This window comes from Streptomyces sp. NPDC086549 (genome assembly GCF_044746205.1).
In the GTDB taxonomy this organism is placed as follows: Bacteria; Actinomycetota; Actinomycetes; order Streptomycetales; family Streptomycetaceae; genus Streptomyces.
Genome location: NZ_JBIVBS010000027.1, coordinates 1 through 13,851 on the forward strand (window position 1 = coordinate 1; position 13,851 = coordinate 13,851).

Annotated in this window: 13 protein-coding genes, 2 pseudogenes and 1 CRISPR repeat array; of the genes and pseudogenes, 8 read left to right on the plus strand and 7 right to left on the minus strand. The window is 67.2% G+C overall.

Going from position 1 to position 13,851, the window contains the following annotated elements; all coding sequences use genetic code 11:
* Positions 1 to 135 precede the first annotated feature (135 nt).
* A CRISPR array of direct repeats spans positions 136 to 611; the repeat unit is 29 nt; unit sequence GGGATCATCCCCGCACGCGCGGGGAGCAG.
* A gap of 310 nt (positions 612 to 921) precedes the next feature.
* The 4 genes from ACIPSA_RS46150 to ACIPSA_RS46165 all read right to left on the minus strand — a co-directional run bounded on the left by ACIPSA_RS46150 (position 922) and on the right by ACIPSA_RS46165 (position 5,593).
* Entirely contained in the window at positions 922 to 1,623 is a 702-nt protein-coding gene (locus tag ACIPSA_RS46150) for a hypothetical protein (protein WP_402646969.1), read from the minus strand.
* A gap of 287 nt (positions 1,624 to 1,910) precedes the next feature.
* On the minus strand, positions 1,911 to 2,474 hold the full coding sequence (locus ACIPSA_RS46155; protein WP_402646971.1) for a hypothetical protein: 564 nt from the start codon (positions 2,472 to 2,474) through the stop codon (positions 1,911 to 1,913).
* 121 nt (positions 2,475 to 2,595) lie between these two features.
* Positions 2,596 to 3,867, minus strand: a complete 1,272-nt coding sequence (locus ACIPSA_RS46160; protein WP_402646973.1) for an IS256 family transposase — start codon at positions 3,865 to 3,867, stop codon at positions 2,596 to 2,598.
* A 673-nt stretch (positions 3,868 to 4,540) separates the two neighbouring features.
* The gene (locus ACIPSA_RS46165; RefSeq protein ID WP_402646975.1) at positions 4,541 to 5,593 is read right to left on the minus strand and encodes an endonuclease/exonuclease/phosphatase family protein; all 1,053 of its coding nucleotides are present in this window, start codon (positions 5,591 to 5,593) and stop codon (positions 4,541 to 4,543) included.
* Positions 5,594 to 5,638: 45 nt separating this feature from the next.
* Here ACIPSA_RS46165 and ACIPSA_RS46170 point away from each other — a divergent pair.
* The 6 genes and pseudogenes from ACIPSA_RS46170 to ACIPSA_RS46195 form a co-directional block, all read left to right on the plus strand.
* Positions 5,639 to 5,821, plus strand: a pseudogene (locus tag ACIPSA_RS46170) (hypothetical protein); the annotation flags it as partial.
* A gap of 72 nt (positions 5,822 to 5,893) precedes the next feature.
* Positions 5,894 to 6,235 carry a hypothetical protein gene (locus ACIPSA_RS46175; RefSeq protein WP_402646977.1) on the plus strand — a complete coding sequence of 114 codons (342 nt, stop codon included), beginning with the start codon at positions 5,894 to 5,896 and terminating at the stop codon, positions 6,233 to 6,235.
* Complete coding sequence (locus ACIPSA_RS46180; protein ID WP_402646980.1) at positions 6,232 to 6,381, plus strand: hypothetical protein; 150 nt, start codon at positions 6,232 to 6,234, stop codon at positions 6,379 to 6,381. The genes ACIPSA_RS46175 and ACIPSA_RS46180 overlap by 4 nt, the downstream gene beginning before the upstream one ends.
* Positions 6,382 to 6,676: 295 nt before the next feature.
* On the plus strand, positions 6,677 to 7,000 hold the full coding sequence (locus tag ACIPSA_RS46185; protein ID WP_402646983.1) for a protease inhibitor I42 family protein: 324 nt from the start codon (positions 6,677 to 6,679) through the stop codon (positions 6,998 to 7,000).
* 72 nt (positions 7,001 to 7,072) lie between these two features.
* Positions 7,073 to 9,367, plus strand: a complete 2,295-nt coding sequence (locus ACIPSA_RS46190; RefSeq protein WP_402646985.1) for a C1 family peptidase — start codon at positions 7,073 to 7,075, stop codon at positions 9,365 to 9,367.
* Positions 9,368 to 9,441: 74 nt separating this feature from the next.
* Entirely contained in the window at positions 9,442 to 10,236 is a 795-nt protein-coding gene (locus ACIPSA_RS46195; RefSeq protein ID WP_402646988.1) for a hypothetical protein, read from the plus strand.
* A 142-nt stretch (positions 10,237 to 10,378) separates the two neighbouring features.
* On the opposite strand, the pseudogene ACIPSA_RS46200 reads toward ACIPSA_RS46195, so the two are convergent.
* From ACIPSA_RS46200 to ACIPSA_RS46210, 3 genes and pseudogenes are all read right to left on the minus strand, one after another.
* Positions 10,379 to 10,546: pseudogene (locus ACIPSA_RS46200) on the minus strand (BRCT domain-containing protein); the annotation flags it as partial.
* 91 nt (positions 10,547 to 10,637) lie between these two features.
* Positions 10,638 to 10,793 carry a hypothetical protein gene (locus ACIPSA_RS46205; protein ID WP_402647213.1) on the minus strand — a complete coding sequence of 52 codons (156 nt, stop codon included), beginning with the start codon at positions 10,791 to 10,793 and terminating at the stop codon, positions 10,638 to 10,640.
* 109 nt (positions 10,794 to 10,902) lie between these two features.
* Positions 10,903 to 11,280 carry a hypothetical protein gene (locus tag ACIPSA_RS46210; RefSeq protein WP_402646991.1) on the minus strand — a complete coding sequence of 126 codons (378 nt, stop codon included), beginning with the start codon at positions 11,278 to 11,280 and terminating at the stop codon, positions 10,903 to 10,905.
* Between the two features lie 248 nt (positions 11,281 to 11,528).
* Here ACIPSA_RS46210 and ACIPSA_RS46215 point away from each other — a divergent pair, with 248 nt between their 5' ends.
* Together ACIPSA_RS46215 and ACIPSA_RS46220 are read left to right on the plus strand one after the other, a co-directional pair.
* A complete protein-coding gene (locus tag ACIPSA_RS46215; RefSeq protein ID WP_402646994.1) occupies positions 11,529 to 12,326 on the plus strand; it encodes a hypothetical protein in 798 nt (265 codons plus the stop codon).
* 132 nt (positions 12,327 to 12,458) lie between these two features.
* Positions 12,459 to 13,685 (plus strand): hypothetical protein, encoded by a 1,227-nt coding sequence (locus ACIPSA_RS46220; protein ID WP_402646996.1) that lies wholly within the window; start codon positions 12,459 to 12,461, stop codon positions 13,683 to 13,685.
* The last annotated feature ends 166 nt before the right edge of the window (positions 13,686 to 13,851 follow it).

The window sequence follows — 13,851 nt, forward strand, 5'->3', positions numbered from 1 at the left end:
CTACCTCACCCCGCTGGAGACCCGGCAGCGTCTGGATCAAGAACACGCCCTCGTAGCGTAAGCATCGAGTGTCCAAGATCACGGGGAAGCTTCAGATGGTCCCGTGATGCCCGGCTGGCTCGCCCAGACCCAGCCCTGCTCCCCGCGCACGCGGGAATGGTCCCGCGGCTGCGCGCAGGCTGATGGGCACGACGATCTGCTCCCCGCGCACGCGGGGATGGTCCCTCGGTTCGGACGGTGTCCTTGCCGTTGAGCGTCTGCTCCCCGCGCACGCGGGGATGGTCCCCGGCCGCGCAGCGTGTCGAACCCGAACCAGGCTTCGGGTCCCCGTGCATGTGGGGATCATCCCCGCACGCGCGGGGAGCAGGCGTAACGCGGTTGCTGTCATGCTCACTCCTCGGGATCATCCCCGCACGCGCGGGGAGCAGCTCTGGGATCCCTGGACGGGCGAGATCGCCCAGGGATCATCCCCGCACGCGCGGGGGGCAGTTAGCGTCGTCCGGCAGGCGCCGGTACACGATGGGATCATCCCCGCACGCGCGGGGAGCAGGTGGCCAGGTGCTTGACCGTCTCCCCGCTGACGGGATCATCCCCGCACGCGCGGGGAGCAGACTGACTGACCTGCATGTCTATCGCGTGGCAGGCCTGCATTTCAGCACTTTCGCCGAATCCGGCATATCACCCAAGCGGCGAAGGCGGGGCTGGCGTACCAGCACTTGCAGGGAACAGGAGCACGATCATGCCGCGGGCGCCTGGAGCCGCGGAAGTGGCGGCAGTTCAGCAGGTGGATGCCAGGACGATCCCCGCGTCCGGTCACAGGCGTCGTCGTCCAGGGGCCACAGGTCAAAGACCCTGCGAAGGTCGGCGACGGCCGCCTGCGCGCGGACGGCAGGTGACCGACACCGTACGAAGTCCGTAGCCTCAGCGCGCCGAGGCCGTAGGGTTCAAGCCCTTTTCCTTCTCATCGATCCGCTGGATCACCATGCGCGTCACCGCCAGCAAACGGTCGGGCGGCACGTGCGTTCCCGGCTTCCACGAGTACTCGATCCTGCCGACGACCGTGCCCTGCCGGAAGGTCGTGCCTCTACCCGTCCAGAGCAGATTGTCGCTCGGCGCAACGAGGTCGAGCGTATACACGGGCTCTCCGGCCGGACCCGGATAGTGCCCCATATCATCCGATTTATCCCGCGTTTTGAAAGCTTGGGCCGCCGACTGTTCGTCGGGGAAAGTGACCAGGTGAATCCCGAGTTCTTGATCGGCAAGGTTGGTGAACGCAGAAAGGCCTACCGCCCCAGCTCTGGCGCACCAGCCATCGGGCCACTCCTCGTCCTGACACTGGGAAGGCTCCTTCGTCAAGTCCCAGGTATGGACCGTTCGTTCCTCAGACAAGTCCGCGGGCATGTTGAGACCTGTGGGCAAAACGGGCTGCAGTTGTGTGGCGGCCACGACCGGCACTCGGCCGCCGGACGGGCTGGCAGCGCCCTTGCCGGTCGGACCCGTGGAAGTCCCACCGCACCCGGCCGCTGCGATGCAGCAAACCGCCGACACGAGCACAACACGCACCAGGCTGGGCAGGCGCCTTGCCAACGCGCCGCCCACCAAAGTTGATTCCCCCTTGATCATAGATGTCGATTTTGCCGCAGAGGCACCCACCACTCAAGATCCGGACTCAGTCCCGGCTGGATCCATCCATCAAGGAATGGATTCGATCTACCCCACGACCGAAGATCCCCCCGACGCGGTTACACCACCACAGGGGACATGACCTCGCGGCAACCACAGGTGCAGGGAGCACACCATGCACGGCGGCACCGCCAGCGGGACCATCCCGGCTCGCGCGGGGAGCACGCCACCACCAACGACTCCTCCGCCGCCGCGTTGGGACCATGCGCCGCTGGGCCCGTCGTACGTCACTCCGCGTCAGCGGGCTCGGCGAGACCCAGGTCACGACGCATCACCTCCCGCAAAGTGACCAGGTGGTCCCATAGCCCGTCCAGTCGCCGCTGCAGTGCCTCAAGGTTGTCGTTTGGCCGCTGCGGGCCTACGTCCAAACGCTTGACCACGCCATAGATCTGACGCAGGGCTCCGTTAACTTGACCCACAGCTCCGAGAACGTCGTTGGAGACGATGATGTGGGCTTCTGCATGCTGGGCAACGTAGGCGTCCCAGCGCTCCTGCAGCTCCGCACGGCGTGCGTCGTCAAGCCGTCCAGCACGCTGAAAATCATGCATACACGCGGCCAGCACGTCCCGCGCGACCCTTGTCGCCGCACTGAACCTGACATAACCAGCCTGGCGTTCCTCGTACAACCGCTGAAGCCGGGCTTTCTCCCAGTCTTCCTGCCGGTGCCGCTCGATCCGCTCCGACTCTCGTTCGGTGACTCGCTGCGCAGAACGCTGTGTGATCCATACCGACACCAACGACACGACGCCACCGAGAACGGCGGCTGCCAGCGTCAAGACTGCTGCGCCCACAGCAGGACCTCCCCCAACTCACGACAACACGCCATCGTGCCGCACTGCGCGGAGGTAGCGTCCCAGGTTTCCGATGCTTCGTGCTCGGACGTGTCAGCGATCTTGTGTAAGTCGGTTGGTTTCATTGGATGCTGAGCCGGTCCTCGAAGAACAGTGAGAACTGGTTCAGTGCCTCTTTCCAGTGTGCGGCGACGTGGTTCGCGTCGCGCGCTTTGGGGTTGATCTGCTCGCGGACCGCGAGGTAGAGCACCTTCAATGCGGCTTGTTCCGAAGGGAAGTGGCCGCGGTTGCGGGTCGCCTTGCGGAGCCGGGCGTTCATCGATTCGACCATGTTCGTGGAGTAGACCACCATCCTTATGGCCGGCGGGAACGCCAAGTAGGGAGTGAACTCCGGCCAGGCCGACCGCCAGGTGCGGACGATCGCCGGGTAGCGTTCGCCCAGCTCAGAGGCCGCGAACACGTCGAGGGCCTGCTCGGCGGCTTGTTCGGTTGGCGCTGTGTAGATGGCTTTGAGAGCCGGGACCAGCTTGGGGTGGTCCCGCACGGACGACAGCCTGAGCGAGGCCCGGGTCAAGTGGATCACGCAGGTCTGGACCGTGGCTTTGGGCCAGGTCGCTGTGACCGTGTCCGGCAGGCCCTTCAATCCGTCACACACGACGATGCACACGTCCTCGATGCCGCGATTGCGCAGCTCGGACAGGACGGACATCCAGGTGGTGGCGCCTTCGCCCTCGGCTCCGACCCACAGGCCCAGGACGTCCTTGCGGCCGTCCATGTCGACGCCGACGGCCAGGTAGACCGGTTTCGAGGTCACCGAGCCCGACCGGATCTTCACCCACAACGCGTCGATGTAGATGATCGGCCAGACGGCATCGAGGGGCCTGCTCTGCCAGGCCACCAGCTCGTCGACAATGGCGTCGGTGACCTTGCTGATCAGGTCGGGACTGACCTCGACCCCGTAGATCTGGGCGAGGTGGGAGCGGATGTCGCGGACGCTCATGCCGCGGGTGTACAGGGACAGGATCCGGTCGTTGAACCCGGCCAGGCGACGGGCGTTCTTGGGCACCAGACGCGGTTCGAAGTCTCCGTTGCGGTCCCGGGGCACCGCCAGCGTGACCGTGCCGGCATCGGTCAGGACCGTCTTGGGCGAGGTGCCGTTGCGGGAGTTTCCCGACCCGTGGCCTGCCCGATCGCCGCGTTCATAGCCGAGGTGTTCGCTCATCTCGGCTTCCAGGGCCCGTTCCAGCACGGCCTTGGTGATCTCCGTCAGCAGCCCGCCCTCGCCGAGCAGGGCCGCCCCTGAGGCATCAGCCTTGTCGAGCAGTCGCTCGACCACCTCGTCAACCATCGCGTCCCCAGCCGCCTCAGCGGCCGGTTCTGTCTTCTCCGCCATGACTCGTCCGATCCGCCTGACCACGGGCCCGAGGCCGAGCCCCCAGCCAGGCTGTCATGTCACGGACTTACACGATCTTTCAGACACGCTCTCGTGCTCAACGGTGAGGGAACCGCGAAGCGGCCAGTCTGGCTGCCGGACACCATGTCGGAAGCGCCGGGAGAAACCGCTGAACGGTGCATGCGGGCACCCAAAGCCGGGACCATCCCCGCACGCGCGAGGAGAAGTCCTGCTCGATCCGTTGGAGGGTGACCGTGCAGGGGTCATTCCCGCGCACGCGGGGACGACCCCACCAAAACTGCAGCCCCTCGGGCTGGTACCACCTTCGCTCGGTAGTGGCCACGACATGGCGGCCTTCCGGACGCGCCGTACCCGACAGTCGCTGACTCGCAGATGGGCCCAGCCAAAACGGGTTCGGTTGTTCTGCCAGCCCGTGACGGCCACCTGGCGTTCGGGACCTGCTGGCGCACCTGGAGGTGGCCGGTGACCTCCCGGTCGTTGGGAAGGACCACCTGGGGGAGGTTCGGGCGGCGTCGATCAACGGGATCACCTCGCTCAGGCCCGCTGACACACGGAGGCGCTTTGAGGTCCCAGGCGCCCGACTGGCCGCGCGCATGACGGCACCGCCGGGCGGCCGACGATTCCAACCAAGGACAGCCGGAGTCAGTGACAGTCAGTTGAAGTCGAAGGTGGCGACGACGGGGGCGTGGTCGGACTCGGGGTACCTGTCGTCCGTGGCGAAGGCGAGGGATTCGTCGTGGAGGAGTTCGTTGTGGATTTCGGAGCCGCGGTAGTGGGCCAGGAGATTGCGTGTGACGAGCATATGGTCGAGCATCTGGCCCCGGCCGTGGTGGAAGAGGGTGTAGCGGGCCTCGTTGGCGATGGTGTGCTCGATGGGGACCAGGACCCGGGGGGCGAGGTCGCCGTTGCCGGTATCCTCGACGTTGCCGCAGATCGCCAGGACCGGGACTTCCTCGGGTTCGGCGTTGAAGTCGCCGGCGACGATGATGCGCGCGTCCGGATCGTCGCCGAGGATCTGGTCGACGAGGCGCCTGACTTCCAGGGCCTGGCTCATGCGCTTCATGGAGGACAGGAAGCTGCCTTCGGCCCAGGCGTCGGAGGTGCGCCAGATGCCCTTCTTGGGGTCGAGCACCTGGCCGGGGATCTCGGTGGGGAGCTTGGACTTCAGGTGGACGGTGATGACGTGCAGCAGGCGGCCGGGTGCGGCGTGGTCGATGTCGATCTGTGCGTGCAGGATGGGCCGCTCGATACCGATCGGGACCGGCTCCGGGTCGGGAGGTGCGGCCGTGAGCCGCTGGTAGCGGGGCTCGGCGACCAGGTCGTTCTTCAGCTGCTGGTGCTTGATGACCGGCAGGTGGGTGGCGACGACCAGGTTGCGCAGGTCGAAGACCGCGTCGTCCCCGGCTTTGGTGCTGACCAGGGCGGCCCCGTCGAGGTTGGTCCCCGCGAGCAGCTCCTGCAACGCCAGCAGATCACGAGGCTGGCCCGGGCGCTCCTGGCCGTGGACTTCCTGGAAGCAGGCGATATCAGCGCGCAGTCGACTGATCTGGGGCTTCATCAGCGTGATGCGTTCAGCCAGTGACGGACGCGCGGTCGGTGCGGTCTCGTCGAAGTTTTCCAGGTTGAACGTGGCAATGCGGATCTGCGTCACAAGTGCCCCCAGGGCTCGCGTGGCCGAGATACGCAGCGTAGTAGAAACGGTCACGCATTGTGATGGAAGTGGCTCGGTGTTTCGCTGTCTGTCGTCCACACAGGCGGTTGGGTGTTCGGTGCCGTGACCGCAGCCTCGATCCTCGTCGCCGCCGTCGGGCTGTTGCTCGCCGCCCGGTGCAACGTTCCCTCGCTCGGCACTGGGCCCTACGACGGGGCGCACGGCGAGGTGGCCCGGGCCCGGAAAGCCTGGCACGAAGCCCTGCTGGAGCGCGGCATCCTCGCGGAGGCCCTGCGCTGACCCCACACTCCGAGGATGACCGCGCCCAGGGCTTGACCACGCCATACTGGTGGGGTGACTGTGCACCGCACCCCGGCTGACGCCCGGTGGTCCCACCTGGCTGACCGGCTCCCCGACAGCCTTGAGGACCTGTCCGGGCCCGTCTTTGGGAGTGTCGAGCTTCCTCTGCACCTGGCGTGGTCCGGCCTGACCCGCTTCAGCCTCGAGGACGAGCAGCTGCTGCTCGGCCTGTACCGCATCGTGCTCACCAACGGGCTGCGCGAGGACCTGACCGCGTACCTCAACGCCGACCTCCTGATGCGGCACTGGCCACGGCTGCGCATCGCGCTGGGCAAGCCCGTACGCACGTGCTGGGAACAGCGTTTCCCCCAGCTGGCGGCCGCCGCCGCGGCATGAAGCTCCCCGACCTGCACCGGCGGCTGCTGACCGACGCCCTCACCTGCGGTTCCGCCTACGGCCTCGTCCTGGCCGGCGGCTACGCGGTCCAGGCACATGACCGTTCGGGAATGGAGGAGATTGTCCATGTACAGGTCTGCGGGTGAGGCACCAGTGTTGGATGCTGACCGGGCCGTGCCCGGTGATGATGGGTTCAGTCCCTGCGATTGCCCCTGCCGGTGGACGGCTATTGCCAGGGTCCTGTCGTGAAGATCGCGGGAGTCAACTCCTGGGTGTTGGCCAAGGGAGGTCTGGCATGGGACGAGGAATGAGCAGTGGGGCGCACGAGCCTGACAGCAGCAGGCGCGTGAGTTCATTGGTGCGGTCCGATTCGAGACGGTGCGGGGACAGCGCCAGGTGCGACGGGTCTGGAGCGCGGCAGATCTCTGCAGTGCATGCCCTATGACCGGCTGGGAGTTCGGTGAGGCCGACAACGGGCGGGAGGTGGCGGCGGCCCCCGGCGACGTGATTGCGATTACTGTTCCAGAAAGCCCGACTACGGGTTACCGCTGGGAGGTGGTGTCCCCACTCGACGGCATCCTCGCCCTTGTCGAATCACGCTACCGGCCCGGGCCTGACGATGGATTCGGTGGTGGCGGCCTGCGTCGGTTCGCCTTTCGCGCGGCCGCTCCCGGGTCTACGACCGTTGTACTCGTTTGCCGTCGGCCATGGGAGCCACATGACGCGTATCTCTGGGAGTACCGACTGACGGTGCGCGCCAACTGACCTTTTTTGCCATGTTCCGTCACCGCTACGGTCATATCCCACTCCTCGTGGCCGAGACAGCGGAGGACACACATGGCTTCGGTTCCTTTGACTGTGGATGCCGTCCGAGCGGCTATCACTCAGGAGGGAGCTGCCTGGGTAGCAGAAAGCAATCAGCTGACGGCCCTGTCCCGAGACCAGATACGCCGACGACTGGGCTACGTGCCTGGTCCCAACGAACCATCCCTGGCCGAGCGGGAACAGGCAGCGTTACGCAATGCCGTCTCCCCTCTGGCAATGGCGGCGCCAGCCGGGCTGATGCCGCCGACCTCATACGACCTGCGAAACGTCAACGGCCAGAACTTCGTCACCCCCGTTAAGGACCAAGGCAACTGCGGGTCGTGCGTGGCCTTCGGAGTCATCGCCACCGCGGAAGCAACTCTCAAGGTGGCGTTACGCGATGCAGACCTCGACGTCAACCTCTCTGAAGCCCACCTGTACTTCTGTCAGGGACGCGGCTGCAACGACGGCTGGTGGGCCGACCAGGCATTGGAGTCGTTGCGCCAGCATGGCGTCGCCGACGAGACCTGCTTTCCGTATTCCGGCCGCGACCTGCCGTGCAGCAACCTGTGTGGGAGCGCACCTACCCGTCTGACATTTATCGACAACTGGCGGCGCTATGTGACCGCAGCATCCATGAAGCTGTGGCTGACCGACGTCGGCCCACTCGTCGCATGCTTTTCGGTCTACGAGGACTTCGTCAGCTACAGCAGCGGTGTGTACCAGCATGTCGCCGGGGACTTCCTCGGCGGACACTGCGTCAGCGTGGTCGGGTTCGACGACACCTTGGGATGCTGGATCTGCAAGAACAGCTGGGGAAGCCTCTGGGGTGACGAGGGATTCTTCCGGATCGCCTACGGCAATTGCGGCATCGACGACGAGATGTGGACCACTGAAGGCGTGCGTGGTTGGGGTCCGGTCAACGAAGCGGTCTTCGTCCAACAGTCCGCACCGACCGCGGTCCGCCCCGGTCAGACATACGACATGACAGTCACCATGCGCAACACTGGGCTGCAGACATGGACGAACGGACGCGGATACCGGCTGATTTCCCAGAATCCCGAAGGGAGCAACGACTGGGGGGAGAGCGAGGTGCTCCTGCCCCGGGCGGTCCCCCCGTGGGAGGACGTGACATTCCAGTTCACGGTCACCGCCCCGTCGACGCCTACCCACCTGCAGTGGCGTATGTTTCGGCAAGGAGCCGGATCATTCGGCACACCGACGCCCGACCTGGTGCCTGCGCCCGCGACCGCCGCCTTGCGCTACGGCGCGGTCTTCAAACTCCGGCACGCGGTGACCGGGTGTGCGTTGCACTCTCACCCGTTCAACTACGGCCACCCCGGCTCGTCCGGACAGCAACAGGTCACATGCTTCCAGGGAGCCGACAGCAACGACCTTTGGCTGCTCAAAGGACCTGACGGACAGCCCCTGGACTTCCGGTCGGGCCAGCCTGTCCAGCATGGCGATGTGATCCGCCTTGAGCACCTGCCCACGCGCCGAAACCTGCACAGCCACGCCGGCTTCCCTTCGCCGGTCACTGCGCAGCAGGAAGTGACGTGCTTTGGTGAAGTCGGAGTGGGGGACGGCAACGACAACTGGCGGGTGGACGTCGATGGCGGAGGCACGTGGGATGCCGATCGGGTTGTTCGCCTGATCCATGTGCCAACCAACGTTGCGTTGCACTCTCACGCTGGGTTCTCAGACCCGCGGTGGACCATGGGGCAGCAGGAGGTGACCGGGTTCGACGGCCGGGATCCCAATGACCTGTGGTTCGCCTCGGATCTTCGGGCCCATGACGCCCGTTTCGTGTCCCAGTCGCTGCCGACGAACTTGGTCGCTGGCCAGGTCCAACAGGTATCGGTGACGATGCGGAACCTGGGCACAGAACCATGGACCGCAACCAACTCCTACCGGCTGGGCTCGCAAAGCCCCATGGACAACCAGTTCTGGGGCCTGAACCGGGTCGAGCTTCCACATCCTGTGCCATCAGGCGATACGGTGACATTCACGTTCTCGATCACCGCGCCTGCTGGGTTGGCATCCGTGCCGTTTCAATGGCAGATGGTGCAGGACGGGGTCGAGTGGTTCGGTGACAGCAGTCCGCGAATGCAGGTTCGGGTCTTCCAACAAGCCGGCCCGACGACCGTGCCGGACGTCATCGGGATGTCGCGCTCAGCCGCTGGCAGCGCAATCCGGGCTGCAGATTTGGTTGCCAAGTTCACGGGCTCGGCCGGGAACCGAACCGAGGTGGACGCACAGGACCCATCAGCCGGCGTCAGCGTTCCCCCGGGCAGCATCGTCCAACTTCACATGTCTCGACTCGACTGAACGGCACTCGGCAGGACAGTGAGCGCGACCCAGGAAGCAGACGCCGCGGACATGGCAGGCGGTGGTGCGCCCCTGTGGGCAAAGGCGACTTCCCCCTCAACCAGTGCGTGGTCCAGCTTTCCGCTCCCGAACTCGCCGCCGACCAGCTGCTGGGTGTCACCGAGTTCGCGAGTCTGGCCGGCATCGCCGCCTCCACCCTGCGCTCGTACGTCTCCCGCGGCGAAGGCAACGTTCCCCTGCCCCAGGCCACGGTCAGCGGACGCAGCGCCTGGTCCCGCCCGGTCGCCCAGGACTGGGTCACCCAGCGCAGCCGGGAGAACGTCGCGGCCGCCGTGGCCGGGCCCGACCCCGATGCCCTTCCCGCCGGCGTGAGCGACCTGCGTGAACGCCTCACTGCCAAGTTCCAGGGCCTGCTGTGGGGTCGCCCGCAGATCCGCAAGCGCTGGGTGCTGCGCCACCGCAACGAGCCGGACGTGCGGGAGGTCTGCGACGACCTCGCCCTGCACGTCGCCACCCGCCTGGACGACATCATCCCCACCGACCACCTGGCCGCCACCATCCGTCACGCCGTCCTCGACGAGCTGACGGAACAGCACGGCTGGGACAGCGACGAAGGCGACGACCGCACGCACTTCTACGCCCTGACCACCCCCGTCGCCAAGACCCTGGACTGGCTCATCCGCCACCACCCCGGCTACGGCCAGTACGCCATCGGCGACATCGTCCGCGAAGCCCAGAGCCGTCTCGACATCCCCCGCGACGCCGTCGCCGACACACTGCTGCGCTCCCTGTTGATGGACGGCAAGCTCGACAGCGCCAGCCTCACCGCGTACCTCGACCTGGCCCTGCCACCGGCGAAGGCCCACTGACGGGCAAAGCAGCGGGCCGCTGCCTGGTAGTCACACGCGTGGACCTCCCTGGCTGTTTTCGGCCGGGGAGGCCCACGCGCGACAGCCCGCACAGTGAAGCAGGCGGACGCTGCGGCGCGCGGTTGCCCGCTGGCCAGGGTCGGTCGAGGTAGTCGGCCACGAGCACAGCGAACTCGGCGGGTGTGGCAAGTCGGATGCCGAGGCCTTCCGCCTTGGCCCGCTTGGATCCGGTGCCCTCCCCGGCGACCACGAGGGTGGTCTTCCTGGACACGCTGGAGGAGGGGCGTCCGTCGGCCCGCTCGATGAGGTCCGGGCGCGCGCTCGCCCGCCCGGTCGGAGAGGACGCGCAGTCGCGTGACCACTGCTGCGCATCCTCCCAGGCCGTCCTGAACGGCGGGGCGTCACAGCAGCAGGAACAGGTACAGCGCAGCCCACGCGCCCAGGCCCAGGGACAGTGCGGGGACGAGCGCAGGCGCTTGCACGGCGACGAGGACCACGAGGCCGGAGCCGAAGAGAGCGACGGCAATGGCGGTGCGGTGGTCAGGGGCAGGGGACACGGACGGCCTCCAAAGTGTCGGTGCGGCTGGCCGGGCGGCGAGCCGCACCGACCTTGGAGGACCATGGGGTTAGCCCCGCAACTCCCGTCCGAATCCGCCGTGACGCTGGTCAGTCCGGTGCTGTCTCGTCGAGGACCTCAAGGTCATTAGGTGTGTCTTCGTCCCGTGCCATCGTGTTGAGGGCGTCGAAGGCGTTCGGTGCCTCGTCGTCCCAGGGGTGGTGGGCCTTGGGGGGAGCTGACCGCTGGGAGTGCGCCGACGGCTCCGGCTCTGCCGTTTTCCGAGGCCGACCGCGGGGCGTTTCCGCAGGCCAGTGCTCATTGAGCAGGTTCAGGAAGCCGTCTGGGTCGGCGACCAGGGCGTTGAGACAGGCGACGATGAAAGCCTTCATCTCACGGCCCCGGTTGGTCAGTTCTTTCTGGGCGTCCGCTTTGAGTGTGGCGGGCGGGCGCACGGTCAGGGGCGGGTCGCGGTGCTGGCTGCTCATGCGGAGAACTTTCCACCAAGTGGCTTGCCACTTCAATGAGAGGCGGCTACCTTAAAAGTGGCAAGCCACTTTCTTTGGGGGGTTCATGGCCGCCAACCCAGTCACCGCCAAGAGCCGCACGGCCAGAACGCTCCAGATCGAGTTCGCCCCAGCACTGTCTGAAGAAGTGAAAGCAGAGCCCTCTGCAGCCGGGTGGCCTTGTCGTGCACACCGGCTGGTCGTATCCGCGCCACGGTGAGAAGCCGGGGATGCGCCAGCATCCCGCCGACGAGGGCAGCAGCGTCCAGTGCTGGCACATCTCCACCCCCTGCGGCCACCGCGCGACCCGCTTCCCTTACCTCACCCGCCCGGATGCGGAGGCCGCGGCCGCCCGCGTGGCTGACGCGTTGCCCGGCGGCGTGTGGCCGCACGACGCCGACACCACGGCGCTGCTGCCCCTCGCACTGGAGGCGTCCGAGCAGCCGGCGCTGCTGCCGCTCACCCACCGGGGCAAGCCCACCTGGGGTTCCGGCTACGGCGGTGACCTCGCCGACTTCTGGATACCCGACACCCGGGACGAGTACGAACGGATGATCGCCGTGCATGGCCCGATCCCGAAGAACTGCCAGGCGTGCGCCCGAACTGTGCGCGCGCAGAAGAAGGCGGGCTGGGGGCTGCGGACCAACCACTGGCCCGTATGGTCGGTGCACGGTCGCAGTGGCGCCGACCGCTACGTCCGTCCGCACTGCCCGTGCACCGTCTGCATGCGTATCGACGTGCGCATCGGAGCCGTCAAGCCCATCACCGACGAGCACGGCGCCACGTTCACGGGCTCCTGCGCCGTCTACCCCTGGACGGAAATGCGCTCCGTCGTCGAGACCGTGGAGCGGGAAGACCGGCCCTTCGCCTGGTTCAAGCACTTCCTGAGCGATGCCGGGTGCGTGGTGATCGACGAACGTTCCGGCGTGGGCCTGTGGCCGACAGGTGTCCGGCACGACGACGCCCTGTTCTGCGAAACCGGAGAAACCGGAGCGCTCGATCTCGACGGCATTACTCACGGCTCCTGACGAGACCAGCCCGGCGCACCCCAGCCCGGGCTGACCCACATCCGCGCACTCAGCGTGGTGTGGCACCAGCCTCCTGGCGCAGCGCAACCAGCTCCCGGGAGGAACTCCGATGACCAAAGGAGGAAGACTGAAATGACGAACAAGGACGTGGCCGTACCGGAGGTCACTGTGGCCCGCTACGCGGCGCCCCGGGTCACCGTCACGCCGGTGACGGACGTGATCTCGTCGGAGCCGATCGCAGGGCGGTCGAAGCCGGGCCGCTACCAGCGGGTGCTGCTGGACACCCGGACTGGTGAGCTGCGGTTCCACGAGTCGACAGAACATCTCGAGCCGTGGGACCCGGCCTGGAAGGCCGTCATCGATGTGCCGCGCGACACATGGACGCGGTGGCACCCGGGAACGCTCTTCGCGTTCAACGGTCCGCACCAGTGGTTCGAGCCGGTTCCGGAGTTACTGTCCTGGGGGATCGACTCCGGCGTCGCCGAGCTCCCCTTCCTGGACGTCGCGGCCGCCAACGCACTGCTCGAGGAAGTGGTCCCGGTCGCGCAGGAACTGCTGAACGGCCTGTTCGACGGCGGCGGCGACCTCGACTGGTCCACCGCATCCGCTCACGCCGGCCGCAACATGCACCGCCTTCTCACACGCGACCGGACGGCCGCCGGACCCGAGGCCGACGCCGAACTGGTCGACTTCGCCGAGATTCTTTCCCGTTTCCCGCAGGTCTACCAGCCCGAGAAACTGCGCCACCCACTAGAAAAACTCGCCGAGGAGTGCGAGTGGGTCACCCGGTACCTCGGCTGCAACGAGCACTGGCACAAGGAGATCAAGGCGGAGTTCGGGAAGCCGTACAGCGACGGGAGCGGCATCGGGCTGCAGGTCCTGGGCGTGCGGGCCTGGTACCGGACGGCCCTCATGGACGGCGACCCTCGGCCGCTGAAGGAGTTCGCGGACTGGGATGGCGAGCACGGCCGCCTGGCGACGAGCGAGATCACCTCCACCGCCACGGACGCCGAACTGGCCAGGTGGGTCGACCGCGAGGAGGCCAGCGCCGCACGGCAGGGGTGGCGCCTGCTCGGAACGCAGAACGCCGCCGCCAGCCACCGGCAGCGCCTGCGCGAGCAGGAGTGGGACCGCCTCGCCGTGGTCGGCGCGGACATCGCCTGGCTGGAGGACGAGCCCGCCCTCGCCGGGGACGCCCTGGAGCCGAAGCAGGCCGAGCGCCTGGCGCTGGTCACTGCGGCGATCGGCTGGGGCCGCGGCGACGGCGAGATCGCCGTCCGCGCCAGGATGCCCCGCCGTACGGTCCTCATGCTCCGGGAGAGCAGCACCGGCGCAACAACCGGGAACACGCACAAGTAGGCGTGCCCGGGACTGTCGTTACCAGCCCCGGACACCGGACCATCATCCACCCGGAGCCCCGCCCCGTGCGGGGCTCCGGCCGTTCCCGGCTTTCTCACTGGAAGTTGGGAACGGCTCACGCCGCAGGAGAACCAGTCCCCTGAGACACCGCCGTGAACGGGACCAC

Coding starts and splice junctions, on each gene's coding strand:
- ACIPSA_RS46150 (WP_402646969.1), bottom strand. CDS start 1,623: ATGATCAAGGGGGAATCAACTTTGGTGGGCGGCGCGTTGGCAAGGCGC.
- ACIPSA_RS46160 (WP_402646973.1), bottom strand. CDS start 3,867: ATGGCGGAGAAGACAGAACCGGCCGCTGAGGCGGCTGGGGACGCGATG.
- ACIPSA_RS46180 (WP_402646980.1), top strand. CDS start 6,232: ATGAAGCTCCCCGACCTGCACCGGCGGCTGCTGACCGACGCCCTCACC.
- ACIPSA_RS46185 (WP_402646983.1), top strand. CDS start 6,677: ATGACCGGCTGGGAGTTCGGTGAGGCCGACAACGGGCGGGAGGTGGCG.
- ACIPSA_RS46190 (WP_402646985.1), top strand. CDS start 7,073: ATGGCTTCGGTTCCTTTGACTGTGGATGCCGTCCGAGCGGCTATCACT.
- ACIPSA_RS46210 (WP_402646991.1), bottom strand. CDS start 11,280: ATGAGCAGCCAGCACCGCGACCCGCCCCTGACCGTGCGCCCGCCCGCC.
- ACIPSA_RS46215 (WP_402646994.1), top strand. CDS start 11,529: ATGCGCCAGCATCCCGCCGACGAGGGCAGCAGCGTCCAGTGCTGGCAC.
- ACIPSA_RS46220 (WP_402646996.1), top strand. CDS start 12,459: ATGACGAACAAGGACGTGGCCGTACCGGAGGTCACTGTGGCCCGCTAC.